Raw genomic sequence first — 25,590 nt, 5'->3', positions numbered from 1 at the left:
AAGAAGGCAAAAAAAGTGCATAAATTTTTGTGTTGTTTACTGTCCGGGTTGCTGGCTGTTGCCGCGGTCTGCCTGCCGATCGGAAGTTCGGCGGCCGCAGAGCAGCAGATATCGAGAACCGGCATTACTATTCCAGAGGATACTGTGCTGCAGTTAGAGCTGATGAATTTTCTGGAAAGTAAGAGAAATAAAGTCGGCGATACTGTTTCTGTAAAATTATTGGAAGCTGTCAGTGTTGCTGATGAGGTCATCATTCCTAAAGGAACTGTTTTGGAAGGGTACCTGAAAAAAGTGCAGAAAGGCAAGCTGCTGTCACAAAAGGGCGTGATCAGGATGAGGCTTAAAGATTATTATCTGCCCAATGGTTATCTGCTCAGATTGAATAATGAGGAAATAAAATTTTCAGGAGATATGAATTATACTTCGCTGGCGGCAGGTGTGGCTGTTCCTTTTGCAGGTCTGGCTTTTAAAGGCAAAAATGTCAGCTGTAAACCGGGGATGCAGTTTAAGTACAAACTGGCGCATGATGTAGCGGTAGAGCGTTATTGATGTCAGAATCGATGAAAAAGTAAAACCTTCAGTACAGAGCGTTAAGTTTCTGTGCTGAAGGTTTTATTATTATGTTTTATTTGGAAGTTTTATTTTTTCAGGCTGATGCTGACTTCCATTGCTGCCTTTAGTTCTTCAAGTTTGTTTTCCAGCATGATGGTGACAGTACCGTTATTAATGGCTGTGATAGTACCGGGGAAAGTTTTTTTGAGTACAGCGGCCTCGGCAATTACTTCCTGACCTGTTTTTAAAGCTGCGGCCTGCTGCGGCTGCATTTTCAGATTTACCTGGCATTGTTCGGTTGCGCGGATAGTCAGGATATGTTGTCCCTGAGCAGCTGTATCTCCGCTGCTTAGCAGTTTTTCCGTCACTATGCCGGTACAGGGGCTCTGGGCTTCGTTGGCCTGCTGTTTTTGCAGCAGCTGTTGATAATGCTGTTGTGCCTGGAGTGCTGCTTGCTTTTGCTGTTCGATAGCTTCGGGTGAAGCTTTGGCAGTCAAACGTGTCTGATGCGCTTTGGCGGCTTCCAGGTTGGCTTCTGCTGCCGCCAGTGCTGCCTGTGCCTGTTCCACTTTGATCCTGGCGATAGCGTTTTGAGCGTAAAGAGAGGCCATTTTTTGATAGTTCTGCTCCGCCGCCTGATAAGAGCTCTCGGCACTCTGCAGTGAATAATCAGCAGCGGCTATGGCCTGTTCACCGCTTCCGCTTTCCAGGTTAGTAAGCTCAGCATCGGCGCGGGCCGCTTCGGTAGCAGCGTCTTCAACAGCGGCGTCAAGCTCCGGCTGTTCAATTGCAAATAAAGGCTGCCCTTTACCGATACGTTCGCCAGATTCAAGGATCAGTCCTAAGATTTTTCCGGCAGCAGGCGCTGTTATTTTATAAGCTGGGATATCGACATTGCCGCTGCCGATAACAGTGGGCAGGGTAGCAGCCGGTTTACCGCAGCCGGCAATAAGCAGCAGGCTGCAGAATAAAAGCAGTAATTTTTTCATGTAAAAACTTCCTTCGTTATCTGATATCATCTTTTACTATATCATAAGCTGAAACTTAGTAAAAGTGAAGGATCGGTGAATTCAATGCAGATATTGTTTCAGGAACGGTAATGTTTTTGCGGCAACAGCACCGGTCAGCAATCCGAAAGGCAATGATAAAAGGAGCAGTAACGGCAGCAGGGAGAATAAAGCGAAACTTTGCATTATCAGGGAAGCAGTCAGGATCTGACCTGTATTATGTGCGGCAGCCCCCAGGATGCCGATACCATAGGGTGAAAAAAGCTGACGGCGCCGTCCTGCTTCCATCAGCAGCAGGCTTAAAAGCGTTCCTCCAAGGCCGATAAGAAAACCAGGTGTAAAAAGGCCTGTGCTCAAAAGTCCGACCAGAAGAACGCGGGCAGTCAAAAAAAGCCCGGTCAGGCGCAGACCGAACAAATATAAACATAAAATAGTAATAGTATTGGCCAGTCCCGGACGAATTGCGCCCAATTGGACAGGCAGGGGCAGCAGGTTTTCGCCCAGACGCAGCAAAACTGCCAGCGCTGCCAGCAGTGCCAGGACAAGCATGGTTTTAGTTGTCGTATCAGTGGAGGAGCGCATCAGGAGAGTCTCCTTCTTTGGAAGTTATTATTTCAATAATAACGCCTTCGGGAATGCAGACGATAGAACCGCTGCCGGTAATTGGGCCCTGCTTTTCGCAGAGCTTATCAGGGCAGGGGGCCTCGCTGACGCGAAGGCTGCTGTTTGCTTTGGTGATCGTCAGGCTGCCATGTTCAGTTGGCAAAAGATACTGATCGGGAAAATCACGCAGTGTTTGCTGCAGGATAAGCTCGTGGTGCCGGGTGATGCGTACAACGGCATTGCTGTCCGCAGCAGTGCTGTCTGAATACCAGAACCCGCACAGTGCTGCTGTGATGATGACTAAACAAAGCAGATAATCATTACGGCGCATAATCATATTCCTTTGGCAGGCTGCCAGGTTTGCTGCAGATTTTCGGAGACGAAAATACTGCCGTCATTTTCGACAATGACTACGGCCAAATCTTTGGCAGCAGTAAGCCTGTTTTTGATTTCCGTTGTTGGCAGTAAAAAGAACAGTGTAGAATGATAATCAGCGTCCAGCGCCGATGGCGCGATTACTGTTACAGATTGATGCAGACGGGACGGCTGCCCTGTTTGCGGATCTAAAATATGATGGTAGCGAATGCCGTTCAGTTCGTAGTACCGCTGATAATCTCCGGAAGTTGCGGCGGACTGGCCGTCATGGAGCATCACCGTACCTAAAAAGGCTTCAGGATCACGGGGGTGCTGGATGGCAACGCGCCAGGGCATGTTGCCGGGTTTATTACCAATTGCTTTAATATTACCGCCGGCGTTGATCAGGGCGCAGGTAATACCAGAATGTTTTTTCAGCGTTGCCGCCGCCGCGTCAACGGCATAACCTTTAGCGACAGAACCCAGGTCAAGTTTGACGTCAGGATCATTGTAGCTTAGTGTTTGTGCGGCAGCGTCAAAATGATATTTGTCTTTACCTGTATGGCGTAAGGATTCCTGTAGTTTTTCCGGAGCGGGCAGTCTGTTCTGGCTGCGGGCCAGCTGCCAGAGGTCAACGACAGGAGCGATGGCAATATCGAGCTGCGCATCCGGTTGATGGTCCAGATAGTTCAGCAGTCCGGCAAGCTGTGGAGCCAGCGTAACCGGGGCCGCTGCAGCTTTGCTGTTGGCTTCGTATAAGGAACCGGGGCCGCCGTCGTTAAAACGGTCCGTGACCTGGGCTGTTTTTTGGAAGGTCTGCATCGCGTCGTCTATAGCCAAGCGGGCTTCTCCGGGTTTATCGCTGTAGGCGTCTATTTTGACGAAGGTATCCATAGAAAAGCGGGTGTCGGTGACTTTGATCTGTTCTTCTTCGCCGCAGCCGCTGATGCTGAATGTTAAAAGCAGTATCAGAAAGAGCAGATATTTTTTGCAGTAACTTTTCATTGTTTCTGGCCGCAGCTTTCTCCGAGCGGGCAGGATGTGCAGTTGCTTTTTTTATTCGTAGCAACGGTGCCGTGCTCGTGTTCGGTAGTAATGGGATCTAATTTATGCAGGCAATGACGCGGACATTTCTGAACACAAAGGCCGCATTCTATACATTTACTGTGGTCGATAACAGGCAGACTGCCGTTGGCATCTTCGCGCATGGTAATGGCCTGCACGGGGCAGACTTTTGCGCACATGCCGCAGCTGATGCAGGAAACGCTGCAGTCTACCATAGCGGCTTTCCCTTTGTCGCGGTTATTGCATTTTAGATGGATCTTAGTGCTGGCGCTGGTAATATACAATACCATCTGCGGGCATTGCCGCGCGCAGATACCGCAGCCGCTGCATTTACCATAGTCGATAACAGGCAGACCGTTTTCGCTCATGGAAATGGCATGAAAGGGACACATTTTTACGCAGGAACCAAAACCAAGACAGCCAAAGTTACACTTGCCCGGTCCGCCGTAGTATTTGGCTACCAGGTGGCAGTCTTTGATGCCGGTATAATTGTACAGCTTGGGTGCATTTTCTTTGCAGCCGTTGCAGGCGACGCGGGCGACCTTACGCAGGTCGGGCGATAAAGGTATATCGCCGGTAAAGCCCATGATGCGCGCTATTTTCTTTTTAGAATCAGGCGAGCAGGCCAAACAGGGTGAAACACCGTCGCGTCCGGCAACGATGGCTTCAGCCAGTCCGCCGCAGCCGGGATAACCGCAGGAGCCGCAGTTGGCGCCTGGCAGTAGATTGGTGATCTCTTCGATACGGGGATCGGTATGTACGGCCAGCTTGCGGCCTGCCACAGCGAGAATAGCGCCGAACATGCCGCCCAGGCCTGCTACTAAAGCAACAGATTTCCACATGGTGTTCTCCTTTTAGTGTATGCCGGCAAAGCCCATGATAGCGATCGACATACAGCTGGCCGTGATCAGGGCAAGGGGCAGGTTTTTCATACATTCCGGAGCGTCGCTGTCTTCCAGCCGTTCGCGGATGCAGGAAAACAGTACCAAAGCCAGAGTATAACCGACAGCGGTGCTGACAGCGTTAAGCAGACTTTGCCAGAGTGTATAGTTTTTTTGGATATTGATAAGGGCAACGCCTAAAATAGCACAGTTAGTAGTTATGAGCGGCAGAAATACGCCCATGCTTTTATGCAGTGCCGGCAGCATTTTCTTGATGAACATTTCTACCAGCTGCACTAAAGACGCGATCGCCAGAATAAAGACGATGGTCTTTAAATAGGTCAGGTCATAGGGAGCCAGGAACAGATAATAAACCAGCCAGGAGATCAGTGAAGCCAGTACCATAACGAAGGCAACGGCAGCGCTCATCCCCAGCGCGTTACGCAGGCTTTTGGAAACACCCAGAAAGGAACAGATGCCAAGGAATTGTGATAAAACGATATTGGAAATAAAAACTGCAGAAAAGATAATGGCGAAATTACTGTCCATGGTTTACCTCCCGCCTGGCTTTGATATAGTTGAGTGCCCCAAACAGCAGCCCCATGGTCAGAAAGGCGCCGGCAGGCAGGATCAGCAGCAGTACGGGCTGCGTTCCAGGCAGTGCTACGGCATGGCCGAGCAGGGTACCGGCTCCGAAAAATTCACGGCAGGCGCCGATAGCGCTGAGAGCAAGCGTAAAGCCGATACCCATACCGACAGCGTCCTGAAAGGAAAGCCACAGGCCGTTTTTAGAAGCGAAAGCTTCGGCCCGTCCTAGAATGATACAGTTAACGACGATCAGCGGAATAAAAATACCTAAAGATTCGTAGATCGCCGGTACATAAGCATTCATCAGCATTTCGGTCACGGTAACCAGAGAGGCGATGACGACGATATAGGCTGGTATCCTGATGTTGGCGGGGATAAATTTTTTCAGTGCGGAAATAATCAGGTTAGAACCGATCAGAACCGCAGTAAAAGCCGCGCCCATGCCAAGAGCATTAGTTAAAGAAGAAGTGGTCGCCAGGGCCGGGCAGACGCCTAAAAGCTGAACAAAAAGCGGATTTTCCCTGATAATACCTTTTGTAAATTCTGGCAGCATGGTTACACTCCTTTCCCTGCGGCGGCTTTGCTCGCGCCGAAATGTTCCTGATAATGTCTGCGGGCAGAATTGATGCCTTTGACAACGGCTTTGGAGGTGATGGTCGAAGCAGTAATAGCCTGGATCTCCTGCGGTTGGGAAGCATTTTTGCTGACAGTCAGATCATGGCTGAGATCCTTACCCAAAAATTGGTCTATAAAAGCCGGTTCTGTACATTTTGCTCCCAGACCGGGAGTTTCATTTTGCTGCAGGATTTTTACACCGCTGATGCGGGCGCTGGGATATTCGATACCCAGCATGATAACTACTTTACCGCTGTAGCCGTCCGGATTGACTGTGTAGATATAGCCGTTGGTCTGGCCGTCTGTTTCAGAACGTTTGACAGCGACGATATGCTTTCCTGCTGCCGGTTCATCAGTGAGCTGACCGGCGTCTGGCAGTACTTGCTTATAACCTTCGCGGACAGCGTCTGCTTTGCGGGCTTCGATCAAAGGTGCTGTCTGGTCGTGGGCAGTACCAACGCAGGCTGCGGCAATACCGCAGATAACGAGCAGGATAGCCGCCAGCCGCAGAATATCTTTACTCATGGCGGGCACCTCCTCCGAAGGGGACGTTAGTTACATAACGGTCAATCAAAGGAGTGACCATATTCATGATCAGGATCGAATAGCAGACGCCTTCTACATAACCGCCGCGCAGGCGGATCAATGCTGTAAGGATGCCAAGACCGAGTGCGTAGATCAGCCGGCCTTTTTTGGTGATCGGGCTGGTGACCCAGTCAGTAGCCATAAAAAAGGCGCCGATGATCAGCCCGCCGGAAAGCAGATGATAAATGGCAAACCAGGTCGGATATTCGCGCAGCCAGCCGTAAATAGCAGTAATAACGACAACCGTGCCGATATAGCCAGCAGGGATACGCCAGTCGATGTGTCCTCGCCAGAGCAGATAAATTCCGCCTAAAAGCAGCGCCGGGACACATGTTTCGCCTAAGGAACCGCCGACATTACCCCAAAACAGTGCGCTCAGTGAGGGCAGGTCGACATTAAGCCCGCGCTGCCAGGCGCTTTCGGCCAGGCGCAGAGCTGCCAGCGGTGTAGCGCTGCTGACAGCGTCGGTATAAGGTGTGGCTTTAGTAACTGCTTCTGCGGCGGCAGTGTTCCAGGGCATGGTCCAGGTCGTCATCTGTGCCGGGAAGGAAGCGAGCAGGATGGCGCGGCCTAAGTGGGCAGGGTTAAAGATATTGCTGCCCAAGCCGCCAAAGACCTGCTTACCGATAACGACAGCACAGAAGCTGCCGAAGGCTGCCAGACCCAGTGATAATTCGGGCGGCAGGCAAAATGCCAGCAGCAGGCCGGTTAAAAGGGCACTGCCGTCACCGACGGTAATCGGCCTCTGCATGAGCTTTTGACATAACGCTTCACAGATGACAGCCGAGAGGCAGCAGGTAAGGATAACGCTGAGCGCCGGCCAGCCGAAAAAGTAAACAGCGGCGGCCAGAGCCGGCAGAAGTGACAGTAAAACATCGCGCATAGCGGCGCTGATAGTACTGCCGCAATGGATATATGGCGATGACGATATAATGACTAAAGGCGCAGGAGCTTTGACCGGTTCCATAAGAGTCTTCCTTTCTATACGTGCACAAGATACTTATTTTTTATAGTAAGGGTTATGACCGCCGAAGCCGTCAGTAAGGATAAACTGTTTGCCCATGCGGATATACTGGACAAGGGGGATATGGGCTGGACAGTTATAGGCGCAGGAGCCGCATTCGATACAGGTACCAACGTGGCCGGCCAAAGCTGCCGGCCAATCACGACGTTTGACTGCTTTGAAAAGCTGGGTCGGTTCTAAAAACATCGGACAGGTATCGACACATTTTCCGCAGCGAACACAGGGATTTTCAGGCGGCAGCTTGGCCAGTTCAGACTGGTGATCAAAAAGCAGCAGCCCGCCAGTGCCCTTGAGAACAGGAAAATCAAGCGAATGCAGGGAAAAGCCCATCATCGGACCGCCGGAAATGATGCGGGCCGGATCGTTTTTCAGGCCCTGGGCACCCTGCTCGACAAGGTGGCTGTAAAGTGTCCCGATGCGGACACGATAATTACCCGGTTTGTGAACGGCGTTGCCGCTGACAGTGACGATACGCTCATAACAGGGCAGGTCGTCTTTAACTGCCAGAGCCGCCTGCATTGCAGTGGCTACATTATCGACGATTACGCCAACAGCCGAGGGAAGGGCTCTCTCAGGGACAACGCGGCCGGTAACGGCATAGATCAGATGGCGTTCGCTGCCCTGAGGATATTTTTCGGGACAGACAACGACGCTGATATTAGGATCGTCAGCAGTAAGCTGATTAAAAAGCTCGATAGCCCGTGGTTTATTATCTTCGATGGCAATGATGCCTTTGTTGGCTAAAGATGCTTTCAGGAAATATTTCAGGCCGCGAATTACTTCATCGGCATGTTCGATAAGAATACGGTAGTCGGCGGTAATAAAGGGTTCACATTCGATACCGTTTAGGATAACTGTGTCAATGATGCGGCCGCTGCTCTGCGGCGCATATTTGACATGTGTCGGGAAGGTTGCGCCGCCCATACCTACGATCCCTTTTTCTGCCAGAAGCTGTCTGATCTCATCAGGCGGAAGTACCAGACCGCTTTCACGCGGTGTGATCGTGGGGTCGAGCGTGTCCTGGCCGTCATTTTTGATGACCATACAGGCCGCGACGGTGCCGTTGGGAAGAAAGCGTCTTTCGCTGCCAACGACCATGCCGCTGACACTGGCATGGATATTGCTGCTGACTGCTCCCTGGGCTTCGGCGATCTTTTGTCCAAGATATACCTTTTCGCCAGGCTGTACCAATGGTTTGGCAGGAGCTCCGATATGCATCGAGAGCGGCAGCACGACTTTCTCGGGTGCGGGGATAGCCTCGATCGGCAGTTCCGCAGTTAAATTTTTAGCAGCATCGATATGAGTGCCGCCTATAAAGGTATGTAGACGGGAAAACATGTTGTCACCTCGTTAAAAACAAATAGTGTATACTAATAAAGATTTAACATATATTATAAGGCGTAACTGCAGAAATAGCAATTGTTTCAGCAACATTTTCAAGTAATATTGCCAGGTATCAGAAAAATAGTAAAGAATGTAATAAAATGCAAGTCAACTATATTTGTTGTAAATACAATGCAGAGAAAAACGATTGTCTACAAAAAATGTGAAGTACCTGAAAAAAGTGCATTTTTCCTGATAATACACTGAATATTTGCTATAAATTTAACAAAAAAAGCAGATTTATTTTACACTTTAGCCATATTTTCTCAAAAAATTCACGAAAAACTACTGCGGAATACTGTAAAATAAGTTATAATAGGTATCGTAAAGTGTATTATAAGTTGCTTATTACGAGCTTAAAATCGCTTTACTGTAATCCTGGCAGTCATCAAGTTGAGTATTTTTGATACTGCCGGTACAATTTAGGATACCGGGAGGTATACATGTTTTTTGACTCTTATGACACTCCTGTCTTCCGTCCGCCCAGTGAAGCCCGCAGTTTTATCTTGCGTGTGACCCGCGGCTGCGCCCATAACAAATGTACTTACTGTAATATGTACAGAGGCGTGCCGTTTCAGGTACTGACTGAGGACGAGGTCGCCAGACAGATCGAGGCTGCTGCCGTTCACGGCAGAAATTCGGTTCGCAGAGTGTTTTTAGCCGACGGTGACGCTTTGGTACTGTCGACGCCGCGTCTTTTAAAAATTTTAGACGCGTTATATAAAACTTTTCCGAAGCTCCAGAGGGTAGCGGCTTATTCCGCTCCAAAGGATATCCTGCGTAAATCGCATGAAGAGCTGGTCGAGCTGCGCGAAGCAGGTTTGAAGCTGCTTTATTACGGCATGGAGACAGGTGATGATATTACCTTGCAGGCCGTGAAGAAAGGCGTCAGCGGCGAAGAGGCTGTTGAAGCAGGCCGGAAGGTTATTGCGGCAGGCATGAAGCTGTCGATGATGATTATTCTGGGCCTGGCGGGCAAACTAGGCAGCAAGCGCCATGCGGCGGAAACTGCCAAAGCGATCAATGCTATCAAGCCGACGATGCTGAGCGCGTTGTGTTTGATGCTGTACCGCGGCAGCGAGCTGCTGGATCAGTTTGAACGCGGAGAATTTGAACCGCTGCCACCACAGGGTTTAATGGAAGAATTGTATAGTATTTTAGCTGCTGTCGAACTGCCGGAAGATCATCCGTGCATTTTCCGCAGTAACCATGTTTCTAATTATGTTCAGCTGGCAGGGACCCTGCCGAAAGACAAGGAGAGGCTGCTGGGCGAGATTGCCTGGAGCGCTTCCGAATTAGGTAAGATCAAGGACTGGGACGTTTATAACAATACGAGATATTGAGTGTGCAAGGAAGGGGATCGATGGTAATGAGGAAAATGACCGCATTGCTGACCTTTGTGCTGATAATCTGTCTGCTGCCTGCCGCAGCTTTTGCCAAAACCTTTAAAGAGGGTGACAAGGACTGGAAAATCATGGTCACTCAGCAGAAGCTGAAAACTTTGGGATATGCTACTGACCGTACCGACGGTAAGTTCAGTAAAGCAACTGCCGACAGTTTGAAAAACTTTCAGAAAAAGCATAAACTGAAAGCGAATGGACGCCTGGACGATAAAACCTATAAAAAGGTCACATGGGAAGCCTTTAAAAAGGAAGGGATTACCAATGTCAAGGGCAGGGATGTCGTGAAAACGGCTTCTAAATATAAAGGTACTCCTTATAAATTTGGAGGGACAACGCCTAAAGGCTTTGACTGCTCGGCCTATGTGCAGTATGTTTTTGGCAAGCACAGGGCGCAGCTGCCGCGTACTGCGGATGTGCAGGTCTTAGAGGGTGTTTTTGTCCTTAAAAACCAGCTGAAGGAAGGCGATCTGGTCTTTTTCTCGACTTATGAGCCGGGCGCATCTCATGTTGGAATTTATGCCGGAAAAGGCATGTTCTGGAATGCATCGACGTCTCGCGGCGTAGTACTCGATTCACTGGACAATACTTATTGGAAATCCCATTATTATGGGGCGCGCCGTATTCTTGTCGATAACGGTGAAGTGTAATATTTAACAGGTGCTTTTATGATATTTGATGAAATCGAGGAGGGGTCTGAATAATGATCCGTGAAAAACGTAACAAGGAAAAACTGGCTTCCTATTATCGTAAGTTTATGGAAGATGGTGTCATCGATCCGAACGTCCATCCCTGGGTGGCTGAGTCCTGGCAGCGCTGCCGGGCGATGAAACTGCCCCATGAAACGATGCCTAAGCTCAATAAACTGAGCCGTGAGGAGATCGTTGAACATCAGAAGACCCATGAGTTTATCGTAAAGTATGTCGACGGTTTGTATGAACAAAGCAAACAGCATTTCAATATTCATAATCTGAGCATGCTGCTGATCGATGAAGACGGTTATGTGATCAAAAATTATGCACTGCCCTTTTTTCAGAGAGTGATCGAAGATATCCAGGGGATGCGCGTACTGGAAGAGGACGTAGGTACCTCGAGCATCAGTATTGCGCGTGAGCATAATGTACCGTTTTTAATGTTTGGCCCGGAAATGTGGATCAAAGACAGTCATTCCGGCGATGCCTGCAGTGCGCCGATCTGTGTCAACGGTAAGATCCGCTATATTATTTCCTTCTTTTCGCTGGATCAGAACGATCTGCCTTATGACCTGCTGCTGTCGCTGCTTTTGACGATGAAATATTCTATCGAACAGCATCTTTCCATGCTGGAATACTGGAGCATTTATCAGCTGATGATGAATGAACTGCCGGTGGCCGTGTACTGGATCGGTCAGGACGAGCAGCTGAAATACTGTAATAACAATGCGCAAAAGCGTCTGGATGGTAAAAAGAACCTGGAAGACGTCTTTTTGAATTATGAGCATATTCCCATCAAAAAAGCCCTGCAGGGTGTACCAACGCATCGTCGTGAGATCACCTGGATCACGCAGGACCGTACCTATGAAGATATTACTACAGTCATGCCGATCAAAGTTGGCAGTGAGGTCGAAAGCGCTTTGGTGATGTCGATGTCGATCGAAGATCTGAAAACTACGATTGCCCATGCTACCGGCTATAGCTCCCGCTACAGTCTGTACAGCATGGTGGGCGAGACCAGTGAATTTTTGGCTTTGCAGCATAAGGCTTCGCGTATTGCCCGCAGCGATAATAATATCCTGCTTCAGGGCGAGCCGGGGACCGGCAAGCAGCGTTTGGCCCATGGTATCCACCAGGCCAGTCCGCGTGCGGCTGCGCCGTTGATCGTTGTGAAGTGTTCGAATGCGCCGATCGAGGCGTTGGAAGAAGAATTTTTCGGCAGTGTAGACGGTGACCGTCAGCCAATGGCCGGTAAACTGGAGCTGGCACTGGGTGGTACGCTATTCCTGGATGAAGTCGAAAAGCTGCCTGTGGAAATGGGCGATAAGCTGGCTGATGCCTTGAAAAATGGTTTGGTAAACCGTGAAACCGGTATTCGCAAGAAGTTAAACGTGCGTGTGATCGCCGCCTGCGATTCTAATTTAAAACGCTTGTCTGATAAGGGACTTTTCTCAAAAGCCTTATATGAGCTGGTATTGGATACGACAATGCGTGTTCCGCCTCTGCGCGAGCGCGTGAAAGATATTGAGGTCATCGCTTCCCATATTCTGGCTGAAATGTCGGCGCAGCATAATCTGCCGCCGAAACGTTTGTCGCCGGAAGCGCTGAATCTTTTGACAAGCTGCAGCTGGCCCGGTAATATCAAACAGCTGCAGGGAGTTATCGAGCAGGCATTCTTCCATACTCCCGGAGCGATCATCGAATCCGATAATATCAAGCTTCCTGGTGACCGGACGCTTGAGAAATCCTGGAAATATGATAAAGACGCTTTTATTGCGGCCTGGAAATCTGCCGGCGGTAATATCAGTAAACTGGCAGGAATGCTTGATGTCAGCCGTGTTACCCTGTACCGTTATTTGAAAAAATATGGACTGGGACCTAAAGTCGGCAAAGAGGATTAATAAAAATTCGAAAAATAAATAAAAAACAGAGTGCATTTGCACTCTGTTTTTTATTTTTGCAGTATTTAAAATAGTTATAAAGGCGCGCAGAGGAGACTGGACAATATCTTTTTTTAAATAACCAGGTTAAATTTAAGAAAAAAGAAAGTTTATGAAGTACAGTTTTATTGCCAAGTAAAATTTGAGCGATTATAATAAAGCCAACTTAAGTATGAAAGCAGGTGTTGACAATGTTCAAGAACAAATTAGCGGCCGTTATTATGGCTGTTTTCACAGCCATAACATTTTCTGTTGCGGCTCAAACGGCCGAAGCCAAACCGGTACGGCCAGCTCCGGGACAAGTACTGGTTCCGCCGCAGGTACGTGAAACTGCAGAACTGCAGAAGATCAGTAAACGTTTTGATATTGATGCGTCTGTTCTGCAGACGGAGTTTGACCGAGGCTGGGGTTTTAAAGAGCTGCGCCACGCTGCTCTGCTGTCACTGGCTTCCGGGAAAAATATCAATGAGATCCTGCGTCTGAAAGAGAACAACAGCTGGCCGAGGGTAGAATATTTAACGGGTATCACGCCCAACGATATTAAAGCGGCACGTGATAGAAATGATGCCCGTTATTTTGCCGCTGCACTTGGCTTGAAAGAAAAGGACATCCTTCCTTACCTGCGTCAGAATTACGCGCTGAATGATGTGCTGCATGCCGCACTGCTGGCACAAGCTTCTGGCAGCACGGCAGAGAGCATTTTGGCTGCTCATCGTCCGCCGACGCATGACTGGAGTTATGTGGCTTATGAATTGGATGTCAGTCGTGAAAAGTTAGATGCGATCAGGGAAAAAATAGCCAGCGTAAAATGAATTTATTGTTAAAATAGGAAAAGTCTGCTGCTGCCGCGGCAGGCTTTTTTTATTTGTACAGGGTATTGGCAGCAGGTGTGAAAGGTTTTTCTGGTTACAATACAATGGTAATTTTTTATAAAAATGATGATTAGAACTCTATTATGTTATATAATATAAATTGGATTTGTATTTAGATTTTACAAAGGCGGGTCAGTATGAGACTAAGAAAAAAACCATGGATCGAAGAAGCAATGCAGGATTTAAAAGGTGAATATGTTTTGATGCATGATTTGGAAAATTATAAAGGACGCTGGCAGGAACTGTTTCCCGGTAAGCGTTTATGTCTGGAGATTGGCTGCGGCAAAGGCCGCTTTATTATCGGGATGGCGGAGCTGCATCCGGAAAAGGCTTTTATTGGTGTGGAAACGCAACACGATATTGCTTATTATCCCGGTAAAACTGCCAAAGAAAATAAGATGGATAATATCAAGGTCATCTGCGCTAATGCAGAGCATATGGAGGACTGGTTCGAGCCGGGCGAGATCAAAGAATTATATTTGAATTTCAGCGATCCGTGGCCGAAAGCGCGTCACGCCAAACGCCGGCTGACGCATCGTAATTTCTTGGCGAAATATCAAAGACTTTTAGGAAAAGGCGGACACCTGCGTTTTAAAACGGATAACAGAGCGCTGTTCGATTTTTCAGTTGAGGAATTTAAGGAATTTGGCCTGGAGATCATTGCGTTGAGCTATGATCTGCATAACTCAGATTATGATAATGAAGTGCAGACGGAATATGAGCGTAAATTCAGCTCTTTGGGGACACCGATAAATTTTTGTGAAGTGGTATTTTAAGAGAGGCTGTTATGAAGAAACGATTTTTGATCTGGGATAATCCCAAGGATGCGATCATCAGCCTGACTTTACTGCTGATGCTCGTGGGCTGTATCAATGTGTTCAGCGCCAGCTTTGTCGAAGCGCGGGATATGTTTGAGGATGGTTATTATTATCTGAAGCGGTACTTGATTTTTGGCGCAGCCGGACTGATGCTGATGCTGTGGCTGGGATTTCGTGCGCCTTCGTATAAAACGTGGCTCAACGATTTTTGGCTGAAAGCCATCTATTTTGGTGTCGGCAGCCTGCTGCTTTTAGTAGATCTGATCGGTACGACTAATAAGGGTGCTCAGCGCTGGTTGTATGTGGGCGGAATTTCTATTCAGCCTTCAGAGCTTGCGAAGATTGCCGTGATCCTTCTGGGGGCAGCTCTGCTTGGTGAAATGCTGCGTAAGCGTCAGTCGATCAGTCTGCTGAATAAGGATACCGTCTGGCCTTTTGTGGGGACGGTGATCTACGGCATTCTGGTTTTGAAACAGCCGGATATGGGTACGGCGGCTATTATCGTAGCGCTGATGGTGGGTCTGTATATTTTGGCAGGTCTGCGTCTGCGTGAGGTAGTAGGCCTGTTGGGGATTTTAGGCGCAGTGGCGGTGGCAGGGGCGATCATGGCCCCTTATCGGCTGCAGCGTGTTAAAGTATGGCTGGACCCGTGGAGCGATGAGGCTAATACGGGCTATCAGATGGTACAGTCGCTGATGTCGATCGGCAGCGGCGGTCTGACAGGTTTGCCGTGGGGGCAGGGCAGCGGCAAGTTCTTTTATCTGCCTGAGGCGCATACAGATTTTGCATTTGCTATCTTTTGTCAGGAATGGGGACTGCTGGGTGCGGCGATCCTGATTTCGGTGTTTCTGTTACTGGCGGCGGCATTTTTTCGTATTGCTATGAATACTAAAGATGAACGGGGCTTTATTCTTGTTTCCGGCGTCAGCCTGCTTATCGTGGGACAGGCGGTTGCCAATATGGCAATGGTGTGCGGACTGCTGCCTGTAATCGGCGTGCCTTTGTCCTTTATCAGTTATGGCGGTACTTCGATGCTGATAACTCTGGCTTCGATCGGACTGGTGCTTTCAGTTTATCGCGACGAGTGTAAACGTGAAAAGCTGGAGCGGCTGTCGCCCGATACACGCAGGACGCAGATGCGTGTCGTTTCACCTGCTGAGGGGAGGTGGCAGCGCTGATGAAGAAGTTTTCGCTGCAAAACGGTAAAAAACGTTTTGCCATTATCGGCCTGCTGATCTTTTTTGGTTTTGGAACGGTGTTTCTGCGGCTGATCTGGCTGCAGGTCATTCAAAACGAAGAGCTGGCCAGACGTGCTGCCAATCAGGTTACCGGCAAGGTAACTAAATATTCGCCGCGCGGAGCCATTTTGGACTGCAACGGCGAGGAGCTGGCAGTCAGCATTATGTCTAAATCTCTGTATGTCGACCCGGTCGAGATGCAGGATAACCCGACGAAAAAGGGCGAGAAGCCGGAACGTGACGTCAAGCGGCTGGCCGCTGATTTGCTGGCCGGAGTGCTGCAGATGAAAGCAGACGAATTATATGCTGATTTTACAACAGAAGCCCGCTTTATCTGGCTCAAACGAACGATGGAGCCTAAGGAAGCGGCGGAAGTAGAACGGATCATTCGTGAGAATAAGCTGCCGGGGCTGCATTTTTTAGAAGAAAGTAAACGCTATTATACAAAAAAATCAATGGCGGCTCAGGTGCTGGGTTTTGTCGGTACGGATGATAACGGTCTCAGCGGTATCGAGCTGGCTTTGGACTCGGTAGTCAAGGGTGCGGAAACACAGCAGCAGGAGGTCGTCGATGCGCTGGGGCGCCCCATGGGTGACAGCGGTTTCAATAAAGCCAGACCGCAGAAGATGGCTTCAGTCTATCTGACCCTGGACAGCAAGATCCAGTTTGTGCTGGAGGATGCGCTGGATAAGGCGATGAAGGATACGAAAGCCGCCAGTGCGGCGGTCATCTTGATGGACCCGAATACGGGCGCGATTCTGGGCATGGCCAATCGGCCCAGTTTTGACCCTAATACTTTTTATAAATATCCGGCTACCAGCTGGACTAATCGCGCGGTTTCGACTATTTACGAACCGGGATCGGTTTTCAAGCCGATTGTGGGCGTGATGGGACTGACGGAAAAAATTATTACGCCGACCACGATGATCAATGATACGGGCAGTATTCAGATAGCCGACCGTACGATACGCAATTGGGACGGGGAAGGCATGGGACTGGTACCGTTTCAGGATGTTATAAAATTTTCTATCAATACGGGTATGGTACAGCTGGGGATGCAGCTGGGAGCACAGCGGATGATCGATTACAGCAAGAAGTTCGGTTTCGGCAGTGTGACCGGTATAGAGCTGCCGGGTGAAGAAGAGGGTATCCTTTATAATCCGGATCATATGTATCAGCCGGATATTGCAACCATGTCTATCGGTCAGGGCATTGCCGTAACGCCGCTGCAGATGCTGCGTGCGATCTGCGCTATTGCTAACGGCGGCGAGCTTTTGCAGCCGTATATCATCGATAAGATCGTGATGCCGGATGGACGCGTTCTGCGCCAGGGGCAGAAAAAAGTGGTGCGCCGGGTGATGAGTGAGGAAGTTGCCGCACAGATGCGCGGAATGATGGAGAAGGTTGTCGCCGCCGGTGGTGGTAAAGCAGCAGGGATTAAAGGCTACCGTATTGCCGGTAAGACCGGTACCGCCGAAAAACTTGCGGAAACAGGCGGTTATGCAGCCGGTAAATATATTGCTTCTTTCGTAGGCTTTGTACCTGCTGATAAGCCGCAGTATGCGATGCTGATCATGCTGGATACGCCGCAGGGAGCTTTTTACGGTTCGCAGGTTTCGGCGCCGGTATTCCGCGATACATTGCAGCAGATCCTTGTAGCTAAGGGCATTCAGCCCAGCAGCAGTGAAGGACTGCCGTCATTTGAGCAGCATGTACGGAATAATCCCGCTGTTAATTCGACAGTGCCGCCTCCGGCTAAGATGCCGCAGATGGAGATACTGGCAGACGGTAAGATCAAACTGCCTGATTTCAGCGGGCTGGATATGCGGCAGACGGCTGAACTGATCCAGCAGGGACGTCTGGTACTGGTGCCGCATGGCAGCGGTCGGGCGCGGAAGCAGTCGCAGCCTCCGGGAACAGTAGTTGCCGAAGGTACGAAGCTGGAAATCTGGTTTGAATAAAAACATTTAAATGTATACATTAGGTTGCTGTCAGAGCAGCAGGAAAAAATCTGTCGGCACAGAAGATATACAAGATGGTTCACAGGTATAAGTGAAGAGGAGGGCGTTTATTTATGTTATCAGATATTGAAATTGCTCAGCAGGCCAAGATGCTGCCGATCACTGAGGTTGCCGCTAAGCTCGGCATCGGCGAAGAAGACATTGAAATGTATGGCCGTTACAAGGCTAAATTATCTATGGATCTGATCCGCCGCATGGAAGATAAACCGGCAGGCAAGCTGGTTTTGGTAACGGCTATTACGCCTACGCCGGCAGGCGAAGGCAAGTCGACTACTACCGTAGGACTGGCCCAGGGCCTAGCCAAAATTGATAAAAGCGTTATCGTAGCTTTGCGCGAGCCTTCTCTGGGACCCTGCATGGGCGTTAAGGGCGGCGCAGCCGGCGGCGGTTATTCTCAGGTGGTGCCGATGGAAGATATCAACCTGCATTTTACAGGTGATTTCCATGCGATCACATCTGCACACATGCTGCTTTCGGCAATGGTCGATAACCATGTGCAGCAGGGCAATGCTTTGAATATCGACCCGCGCCGGATCGTTTGGAAACGTGTTGTTGATATGAATGACCGCGAGCTGCGTAATATTGTTGTCGGACTGGGAGGAAAAGCGCATGGCGTACCGCGTCAGGACGGTTTTGATATTACCGTTGCTTCTGAGGTCATGGCTATTTTGTGCCTGGCCAGCAGTCTGCACGATCTAAAAGAACGTTTAAGCAAGATTATTGTTGCTTATGATTATAACGGCAAACCGGTTACCGCAGGGCAGATCAAAGCCCACGGCGCTATGGCTGCCCTTTTGAAGGATGCTGTGAAGCCTAATCTTGTGCAGACACTGGAAAATGTGCCGGCGATTATTCACGGCGGGCCGTTTGCCAATATCGCCCACGGCTGCAACAGCGTGATGGCAACTAAGACGGCTATGAAGCTGGCTGATTATACGATTACAGAAGCAGGCTTCGGCGCTGATCTGGGCGCTGAAAAATTCTTTGACATCAAATGCCGTTATGCCGGGTTGAAGCCGGATGCTGTTGTGCTGGTTGCTACAGTGCGCGCATTGAAGATGCATGGCGGGGTGCCGAAGACGGACTTGACTGCGCCGAATGTGGACGCTGTGAAAAAAGGTATCGTCAATCTGGAAAAACACATTGAAAATATTAAAAAATTCGGTCTGCCTCTGGTAGTAGCCATCAATATTTTTGCTCAGGATACACCGGAAGAGCTGGAAGCTGTACGTGCCCATTGTGCTGCACATGGCGTCAATGTTGCATTGTCCGATGTTTTTGCCAAAGGCGGAGCCGGCGGCGTGGAGCTGGCTAAGGAGGTTGTTGCGCTGGCAGAAAGCGGCAAGGCTGATTTTGCTCCTATCTATGCTTACGAGCTGACCTTAAAGGAAAAAATCGCAACTGTGGCGCGTGAGATTTACGGTGCCGGCGATGTAGTTTATGCTAAAGAAGCGGAAACTGCTTTGAAGGATTTTGAAAGTCTGGGTTATGGCAATCTGCCGATCTGTATGGCTAAGACCCAGTATTCGTTTTCGGATGATCCGACGTTGCTTGGTCGTCCCAGCGGTTTTACCATGACGATCAAAAACTGCAGGATCTCTGCCGGCGCAGGCTTCGTAGTCGTGCTGACAGGTGATATCATGACGATGCCCGGCCTGCCGAAGGTGCCGGCAGCAGAGAAAATCGATGTCAGTGATGACGGCGTCATCAGCGGCTTGTTTTAAGGGGAGTTGTAGCAATGGAAACTTTGTTGATGAAGGGCAAGCCCGTTGCCGATGCATATAGAGAAACTGTTTCAGCCAAGATCACAGCCGCAAAGGAAAAAGGGATCAAAGTTACTCTGGCGATCATTGTGGTGGGAGATGACCCTGCTTCGCATGTTTATAAAGACCGTCTGGTAAAACTGGTAGAAAGTCTTGGCGGTGAAGCCAAGGTGCTGGCAATGCCGGAAACAGCAACACAGGAAGAAGTTATTGGCGCTATCAAAAAACTTAATCATAACCGCTATGTTACCGGTATCCTGCCGATGATGCCGATGCCGAAGCATATCGACGGCGATGCTGTCGGTGCCGCTATCACTATGAGCAAAGACGTGGATTGTTTAAACCCTAAAAGCGTCGGAGAAGTCTTTTTAGGGCGCAGCCGCTGGGCACCGTGCACTCCGCGGGCCTGTATGGCGACGCTGTCTCATTACGGTATTGAGTTAAAGGGGAAAAACGTCGTTGTTGTCGGGCGCAGTAATGTAGTTGGCAAGCCTGTGGCGCTGCTGCTCCTGCAGGAGCATGCTACGGTCACTGTCTGCCATTCCCGGACCAGGGATATTGCGGATGTGCTGCGCGGTGCTGATGTCATCGTTGCCGCTGTGGGTGTACCGGCTTTCATTAAACCTGAAATGGTCAAAGAAGGCGTCGTGATCGTCGATGTTGGTATCAATGCTGTCGAAGGCGGTCTGGTAGGTGACGTTGACCCTGCCGTCAGCGCTAAAGCCAGCGCTTTTACGCCTGTTCCAGGCGGTATTGGCATCGTCAGCAATATGATGGTCATGGATATGTTAAGCAGAAATTTATAAGGCGAGGTAAGTAAGACCGTGAGAAGATTTGTATGGCTGCTTTTACTGATCGTTTTTGTAGCTTTTATTTTTTATAATTCTTCTATGCCGGCGGCAGAATCACACCGGGCCAGTGAACTGGTCGGCTCGATTCTGACCGGTATGGGGAAATGGTTCGGCATTGATGTACCGCAGCAGAACCTGGATTATAATATCCGCAAGCTGGCACACTTTTTGGAGTTTGCTATCCTGGGCGTGATCCTGTGCAATGTTTACGCGGCGTTCGGTGTCAGTCATCGTACAGCGACAGGGTATATTTTGTTTTTAGGTTTGGCAGTAGCAGTTAGCGATGAATATATCCAGTTGCATGCTCCGGGGCGCAGTGCCTTGGTTACGGACGTGATCCTGGATTTTTCAGGGGTCTTTTTTATCTGGCTGACATGTGAGGTCTGGAGCTGGGCCAAGCGGTAGTCAAAATGCAAAAACACTGTTACGTATATACGTAACAGTGTTTTTTGTTATTTGATATAAGCTGCCAGAGTTTCATAGAGCTTTTGCGGGTCGATAGGTTTGGCAATATGGGCGTTCATACCAGCTGACAGCGCATTTTTAATATCTTCGGCAAAAGCGTTGGCAGTCATGGCAATAATAGGGATCGTTGCTGACTGTGGATGTGTACTGCTGCGGATAGCCTGGGCGGCTTCATAGCCGTTCATGACGGGCATCTGGATATCCATCAGGATAGCATCGAAGCTGCCCTTTGCAGATCCAGTGAAAAGCTCTGTGCACTGCAGACCGTTTTCAACGATCGTGACTGCCGCACCCGTTTTTTCCAAAATCAGTTCGGCGACCTTTTGATTGATCGGATGATCTTCTGCCAGCAGAAGCGATTTCCCTGAAAAATCAAAATCAGCACTGCCAAAAGTGTGCGTTGGTTTTTCTACAGGATGTTCAGCTGCAGTATCGAAGTGCAGCGGCAGTGTAACAGTAAAGGTCGTGCCCTCACCCGGCTTACTGGCGACGGAAATCGTACCGCCTTTATAATCGACGATATTTTTGACGATAGCAAGTCCCAGTCCGGAACCTTCGATATGCTTGCTGATGACGTCGCTGCTGCGGAAAAAAGGATCGAATAGATGCTGCAGGCTTTCGCTGTCGATACCGATACCGGTATCGCTGATCGTAAATTTATACCAGCCGAGCCGCTCATTGTCTGAAGGGAGCTCGCAGGCGCTGAAGGTAACAGTGCCACCCGGAGGTGTGAATTTACAGGCGTTGCTGACAAGGTTATCCCAGATCCGCTGCAGCTGTGCGGTATCACCGATACAATTGCAGTGAAGAAGTTCTGCGTTATGCAGGAAGTTAAGGCTGTTTTTATCCATCAACAGCTGGTAACGGCTGCAGAATCTGTCTATTTCGACGGACAAGTTGAACGAGGTACGCGCCAGTTTCAGTTTGCCTTTTTCGATGCGGCTCATATCCAGAATGTCATTGATCAGCGTCAGCAGATGTGACGAAGAGCTTTTGATAATATCGAGATATTCGCTGAGATGCTGTCGGTTATCCAGATCGTCAAGTGCCAGATCCGTCATACCGATGATCGCGTTCATGGGCGTGCGGATGTCGTGGCTCATAGCGGAGAGAAAATCTGTTTTGGCGCGGTTGGCTTCCTGAGCCAGATCCAAGGCATTTTGCAGTACGGATCTGGAATTTTTTTCGGCGCTGATGATATCAGTAACATCACATCGGACAAGACAAATCGTATGATGACCTTCGTCGCCCCAAAGGACGTTGATCTGTTTGTTCTTTTCGCTGCCGTCATTAGCAAGATACGGCAGCGTAAATTCGTAACCCTGCGGTTTCTCTGCCAGCCTGCTGAGGATGACCGGCAAAGAAAATTTTTCTGCCGCAGTTTCATCCGCTGCCAGTTTAGTATAAGGAAGGCTGAGCTTGTGCAGTGCTCTGTTAAAGTCCGCGCATTTATAGGGTGACAGATTTTGCAGTACAGATTTGCGGGTATACATTGTAAATTCTTTTGTCACCAGATTGATGATACTGAGCTGCTCAAAGGTATAGGCCAGCGTATTCAGCAGCGCTCGCTGTTCCCGTACGTAGTCTGTGATATCGGCTCGGGCCATACCGACTTTATTCAGCCGCTGATCGATCAGGAATACGATCATATTTTTAGTATAGATATGTCCTTGTTCATCCTTCAGTGAATAATGGAAGGAGTAGGAATTTTCGTGATACAGCCGCCGCTGCATATTGGCGGGATCAAACATTTCCATACAAAATTCCCGATCTTTGGGGACAGTGAAGGTCTGCAGGAAGGCGACGATATTTTTGCTGTAGCTTCCCTGTTCAGGCGGCATTAGATTCGCTTTGCTGTTTGTGAAAAAAAGCTGATAGCTATCGCTGTTGAAATCACAGGTAGCGATAAAATCATAATGGGCGTGCGCCAGATGCATCGATATCTGGTCGTTGATCTTAAATTGTGTCAGATCGAGCACGGAAAGTACGCCGATCGTGTGGCCGTTATCCGGTGATTCTATCATATTGATGACACATTTAAGGTAATGACCGCTGTTATCATGAGGCATACGGATAAAGCATTCTAGTTCCTGACTGTTGATGCCCTGAGCAAATTTTTCCAGCAGCGGGGCATTGAGGAAGGTATTAAGGAAGTGCTGTCGTTCTTCCGGGCTTTCGATAAGAGTGGCCAGCCCCTTGAAAAAGTTCTGGCGCTCGAAACCAAATTTTTGCAGGGGATCGATACCTGTTTTGTCGTAAATACGCAGGATCCTGTTGGCGGTTATATCGCAGTAACCGCTGAGAATTTCGTTAGAAAGCGGATAGTTCTGCTGACGAAGTAAAAGATCATTGTATTTTTGGCGCAGCTTGTTCTGCGCTTCTATTTCTTTGGTGATATCACTGTAAACTGCATAAATAAGCGGTATTTCGTTTGGGCTTAAAATGAGTGAAGAATTGTTTTTGATCCAGATATAACTGCCGTCTTTTTTGCGCAGCCGGTAGATACTTTCGCAGGTATCAAGGTGCTTCTTGAGATGCTGATTCAATCGGCCAATGATATAGTCAAGGTCGTCCGGATGGACGCCAGCTGTGGCATCGTTTTTGTAAAGTGCGTAAGCTTCGTCAGTGGACATACCTGTCATGGCGGCGAAACCCTCGGAAATATATTCGGGGAGCATTTGTTTTTTTGCCATATCAAAACGGATGACTGCAATGCCGCCAGGAAGATTCTGGACAAGGGTCTGATAAAACTGTTCCAGTTGCTCGGTTTTGCGCGAACTGGTTATTTTATCGGTAATGTCGTTAATAAAAAGCGTGTAAGCAGGCAGACCGTTCCATTCAAGTTCTTTGGCACGGATCTCGTAGCTTTTGCCGTTTGCGAAGGTAAGCTCCTGTGGTTTTTCGATATTTTTGATCATTGATAAAGGGCAGAAGGTACAGGGAGTCTGTTTGTCGTGCAGGGCGGTGTAGCATTTTTTACCCCAGGCATTGTTTTTACCTGTTAAAAAAAGTTCTACGTTTTCATTGTAATACAGCAGGTCATGGTTCTTTTTATCAATGACATAGATACCCTGGGCCGCTTCGTTGCTGATCTGCTGGAATAATTTGGCTTCATCGGACATACCGGTAAAAACGGCATAAAAGATGCCGTTGATAGCTTTGCCATTCAGATGGACCCATTCCAGTACCTGATCTTTTCGGGTGATACGATAAGAAAGATCAAGAGTGTCACTGCTGATGAACATATGCTGGAAAGCATCGTAGACCCGCTGATAATCTTCTTTAAAAACCATGCTCCAGGGATTGGCCGCATAATGCTGCAGATCAGCTGCGTCACTGCAGCCGAAAAGTTTAGCAACACCATCGGAACAAAACAGACGCCGGGGATTCTGCATATCATTAAAATCATAGGCAGCAATGCCGCCGGGAATAGAATTGATGACGTGTGCCAGCTCTTCTCGGGCCTGTTTGAAGGCGGAAATATTGTGGAATACACATTGCAGAAGGGGATGACCGCCGTCTTCGCCTATTTTCCGGGCGTGAACATTGACCCAGACGATGTGTCCGTCGCGATGCTGTTTGCGGAATTCAAAGCTTGCCGATTTTCCGGCTTCCAGTACCTGGCGTATCTTCCGAATGACCATAGCGGCATCTTCCTGATAGATAAGATCAGCAGCATCCTGTTTTATGAGTAGGTCATATTCATCGCGGCTATAGCCGGAAAGAGCGGGTACGCCGTCAGAATAGTAAACCGTTTCAAAGATGTCGGAAACTTTATAGATTGCGACGCCGCCGGGAATAGCGTTAATGATATCCTGGGCATTTAGTTTTTTGTCAAAGCGTTTCATTGCAGATCCTCCCCCTGATAAACAGGACGATAATAAATAATTTTTTATATTAAAATTATAACATTTTTTAAATGAATATAAAAATAAAAAGTTAAATATATTAATCAAGAAAAATATAAAACCTGGATTATTGTTATTTTTGATAACAGCAATCCAGGTTTTATATGTTGTGTGTGAAAATTAAAATAAAGCCAGCCGGGATTTTAAACTATTTTGATGCCCAGCAGTCTGGCAATGTCAGCGGATTGCAGTAAATTGATCTGCATGCCCCGCAGTTCTTTAAAAGTTTCTGAAACAGTAATGCCATCGATTTTGCAGTCTGAAAAATCAAGGTCTTTAAGAGGTGTTTTAAAGAAGTCGGCACCGCTGAAAACTGAAGCTGCTAAAGTAAGTTTCTTCAGGCGTACTTCAGCCCAGAAGGACTCTTTGAAAGAGCAGTTGCTGACGGCAGAGTTTTCCCATTGTGATTTGGAGAAATTGGCGTATGCAAAGGAACTGTCACACAAGGTCAATTCCTTGCAGCAGCTTTGTGAGAAATCGGCACCGTTGCCGCGGCTGTCGGTGATAGTTACTTGTTTCCAAAAGCTTTCGCTGAAATTACAGTTGGAAAAATCACAGTTTTTTACAGCGACTGACAAAAAGCGTGATTGTGAGAAATCACAGCGTGTAAAGCGGCATTTGCTGAACTGGACATTGTGAAAAATGCTTTTGCTGAGGTCTTCATTATTCAGAGTTTCATCATGGAAAGACATATCGGAGATACGTCCGTCGTCTTCGCTGCGGGATGCAGCAAGCTGTTGGGTTAACATGTTTTTACCTCGTAATGTTGATGTGTATATTACTACTATAACACATAAGGGGTCGGAATGCGCAAAAATCCCCGGCATTATTAATAATGCCGGGGATTACAGCAGCTTATTTGATCAGATCCATACCAACCTGCAATGCCTGTTTATTTTTCTCTTCAGTGCCTTTCGGTACGCGGTTCAAAACAGCTTTGACCAGCGATTCTTCACTGACGATGC

At 48.6% G+C, this 25,590-nt stretch carries 23 protein-coding genes and 1 pseudogene; 11 read left to right on the top strand and 13 right to left on the bottom strand.

All coding sequences use genetic code 11. The annotated features are described in order from the left end of the window. Nucleotides 1-15: 15 nt before the first annotated feature. Nucleotides 16-549: a hypothetical protein gene (locus C8D73_RS08070; RefSeq protein WP_113077864.1), complete on the top strand. Its 534-nt coding sequence runs from the start codon at nt 16-18 to the stop codon at nt 547-549. Between the two features lie 89 nt (nt 550-638). Here C8D73_RS08070 and C8D73_RS08065 read toward each other — a convergent pair whose 3' ends face one another. The 10 genes from C8D73_RS08065 to rsxC form a co-directional block, all read right to left on the bottom strand. Next, the gene (locus tag C8D73_RS08065; RefSeq protein WP_170123190.1) at nt 639-1,541 is read right to left on the bottom strand and encodes an HlyD family secretion protein; all 903 of its coding nucleotides are present in this window, start codon (nt 1,539-1,541) and stop codon (nt 639-641) included. A gap of 81 nt (nt 1,542-1,622) precedes the next feature. Then, nucleotides 1,623-2,141, bottom strand: coding sequence for a Gx transporter family protein (locus C8D73_RS08060; protein WP_113077862.1), 519 nt, complete (start codon nt 2,139-2,141; stop codon nt 1,623-1,625). Continuing rightward, entirely contained in the window at nt 2,125-2,493 is a 369-nt protein-coding gene (locus tag C8D73_RS08055) for a NusG domain II-containing protein (protein ID WP_170123189.1), read from the bottom strand. The genes C8D73_RS08060 and C8D73_RS08055 overlap by 17 nt, the downstream gene beginning before the upstream one ends. Nucleotides 2,494-2,495: 2 nt before the next feature. Further along, on the bottom strand, nt 2,496-3,521 hold the full coding sequence (locus C8D73_RS08050; RefSeq protein ID WP_113077860.1) for an FAD:protein FMN transferase: 1,026 nt from the start codon (nt 3,519-3,521) through the stop codon (nt 2,496-2,498). Then, entirely contained in the window at nt 3,518-4,423 is a 906-nt protein-coding gene (locus tag C8D73_RS08045) for an RnfABCDGE type electron transport complex subunit B (RefSeq protein ID WP_113077859.1), read from the bottom strand. Before C8D73_RS08045 ends, C8D73_RS08050 begins: the two co-directional genes overlap by 4 nt. 12 nt (nt 4,424-4,435) lie before the next feature. Further along, entirely contained in the window at nt 4,436-5,011 is a 576-nt protein-coding gene (locus tag C8D73_RS08040) for an electron transport complex protein RnfA (RefSeq protein WP_021719111.1), read from the bottom strand. After that, nucleotides 5,001-5,603, bottom strand: a complete 603-nt coding sequence (rsxE, locus tag C8D73_RS08035; RefSeq protein ID WP_021719110.1) for an electron transport complex subunit RsxE — start codon at nt 5,601-5,603, stop codon at nt 5,001-5,003. The genes C8D73_RS08040 and rsxE overlap by 11 nt, the downstream gene beginning before the upstream one ends. A gap of 2 nt (nt 5,604-5,605) precedes the next feature. Further along, nucleotides 5,606-6,190, bottom strand: a complete 585-nt coding sequence (locus C8D73_RS08030; RefSeq protein WP_046431158.1) for an RnfABCDGE type electron transport complex subunit G — start codon at nt 6,188-6,190, stop codon at nt 5,606-5,608. Further along, nucleotides 6,183-7,217, bottom strand: a complete 1,035-nt coding sequence (locus C8D73_RS08025; RefSeq protein WP_113077858.1) for an RnfABCDGE type electron transport complex subunit D — start codon at nt 7,215-7,217, stop codon at nt 6,183-6,185. Before C8D73_RS08025 ends, C8D73_RS08030 begins: the two co-directional genes overlap by 8 nt. Before the next feature lie 33 nt (nt 7,218-7,250). Continuing rightward, the gene (gene rsxC / locus C8D73_RS08020) at nt 7,251-8,612 is read right to left on the bottom strand and encodes an electron transport complex subunit RsxC (protein ID WP_021719107.1); all 1,362 of its coding nucleotides are present in this window, start codon (nt 8,610-8,612) and stop codon (nt 7,251-7,253) included. Nucleotides 8,613-9,100: 488 nt separating this feature from the next. On the opposite strand from rsxC, the gene C8D73_RS08015 reads away from it, so the two are divergent. The 10 genes from C8D73_RS08015 (at nt 9,101) to C8D73_RS07970 (ending at nt 20,657) form a co-directional block, all read left to right on the top strand. Continuing rightward, nucleotides 9,101-10,000 (top strand): radical SAM protein, encoded by a 900-nt coding sequence (locus tag C8D73_RS08015; protein WP_113077857.1) that lies wholly within the window; start codon nt 9,101-9,103, stop codon nt 9,998-10,000. Between the two features lie 26 nt (nt 10,001-10,026). Further along, entirely contained in the window at nt 10,027-10,707 is a 681-nt protein-coding gene (locus tag C8D73_RS08010) for a C40 family peptidase (protein ID WP_044492197.1), read from the top strand. Nucleotides 10,708-10,760: 53 nt separating this feature from the next. Beyond that, a complete protein-coding gene (locus C8D73_RS08005; RefSeq protein WP_113077856.1) occupies nt 10,761-12,650 on the top strand; it encodes a sigma-54-dependent Fis family transcriptional regulator in 1,890 nt (629 codons plus the stop codon). 230 nt (nt 12,651-12,880) lie between these two features. Then, a complete protein-coding gene (locus C8D73_RS08000) occupies nt 12,881-13,501 on the top strand; it encodes a hypothetical protein (protein ID WP_021719103.1) in 621 nt (206 codons plus the stop codon). A 197-nt stretch (nt 13,502-13,698) separates the two neighbouring features. Continuing rightward, the gene (trmB, locus tag C8D73_RS07995; RefSeq protein WP_021719102.1) at nt 13,699-14,337 is read left to right on the top strand and encodes a tRNA (guanosine(46)-N7)-methyltransferase TrmB; all 639 of its coding nucleotides are present in this window, start codon (nt 13,699-13,701) and stop codon (nt 14,335-14,337) included. Between the two features lie 11 nt (nt 14,338-14,348). Continuing rightward, nucleotides 14,349-15,557, top strand: a complete 1,209-nt coding sequence (locus C8D73_RS07990) for an FtsW/RodA/SpoVE family cell cycle protein (protein ID WP_113077855.1) — start codon at nt 14,349-14,351, stop codon at nt 15,555-15,557. Further along, complete coding sequence (locus C8D73_RS07985; RefSeq protein WP_113077854.1) at nt 15,557-17,578, top strand: penicillin-binding transpeptidase domain-containing protein; 2,022 nt, start codon at nt 15,557-15,559, stop codon at nt 17,576-17,578. The genes C8D73_RS07990 and C8D73_RS07985 overlap by 1 nt, the downstream gene beginning before the upstream one ends. A gap of 113 nt (nt 17,579-17,691) precedes the next feature. Next, nucleotides 17,692-19,362 (top strand): formate--tetrahydrofolate ligase, encoded by a 1,671-nt coding sequence (locus C8D73_RS07980; RefSeq protein WP_113077853.1) that lies wholly within the window; start codon nt 17,692-17,694, stop codon nt 19,360-19,362. 14 nt (nt 19,363-19,376) lie between these two features. Further along, nucleotides 19,377-20,207 (top strand): bifunctional 5,10-methylenetetrahydrofolate dehydrogenase/5,10-methenyltetrahydrofolate cyclohydrolase, encoded by an 831-nt coding sequence (locus tag C8D73_RS07975; protein WP_113077852.1) that lies wholly within the window; start codon nt 19,377-19,379, stop codon nt 20,205-20,207. Between the two features lie 18 nt (nt 20,208-20,225). Further along, a complete protein-coding gene (locus C8D73_RS07970) occupies nt 20,226-20,657 on the top strand; it encodes a VanZ family protein (protein ID WP_113077851.1) in 432 nt (143 codons plus the stop codon). Nucleotides 20,658-20,704: 47 nt separating this feature from the next. On the opposite strand, the gene C8D73_RS07965 is transcribed toward C8D73_RS07970, so the two are convergent. From C8D73_RS07965 to C8D73_RS11490, 3 genes and pseudogenes are all read right to left on the bottom strand, one after another. Further along, nucleotides 20,705-24,565: a PAS domain-containing hybrid sensor histidine kinase/response regulator gene (locus C8D73_RS07965; RefSeq protein WP_113077850.1), complete on the bottom strand. Its 3,861-nt coding sequence runs from the start codon at nt 24,563-24,565 to the stop codon at nt 20,705-20,707. Nucleotides 24,566-24,768: 203 nt separating this feature from the next. Continuing rightward, nucleotides 24,769-25,374, bottom strand: a complete 606-nt coding sequence (locus C8D73_RS07960; protein WP_170123188.1) for a pentapeptide repeat-containing protein — start codon at nt 25,372-25,374, stop codon at nt 24,769-24,771. Between the two features lie 106 nt (nt 25,375-25,480). After that, a pseudogene (locus C8D73_RS11490) lies at nt 25,481-25,590 on the bottom strand (2-oxoacid:ferredoxin oxidoreductase subunit gamma); the annotation flags it as partial.

This window comes from Phascolarctobacterium faecium DSM 14760, assembly GCF_003269275.1.
GTDB lineage: Bacteria > Bacillota > Negativicutes > Acidaminococcales > Acidaminococcaceae > Phascolarctobacterium > Phascolarctobacterium faecium.
The sequence above is the reverse complement of the archived record's forward strand: the minus strand, read 5'-3'. Positions and strand labels throughout refer to the sequence as shown.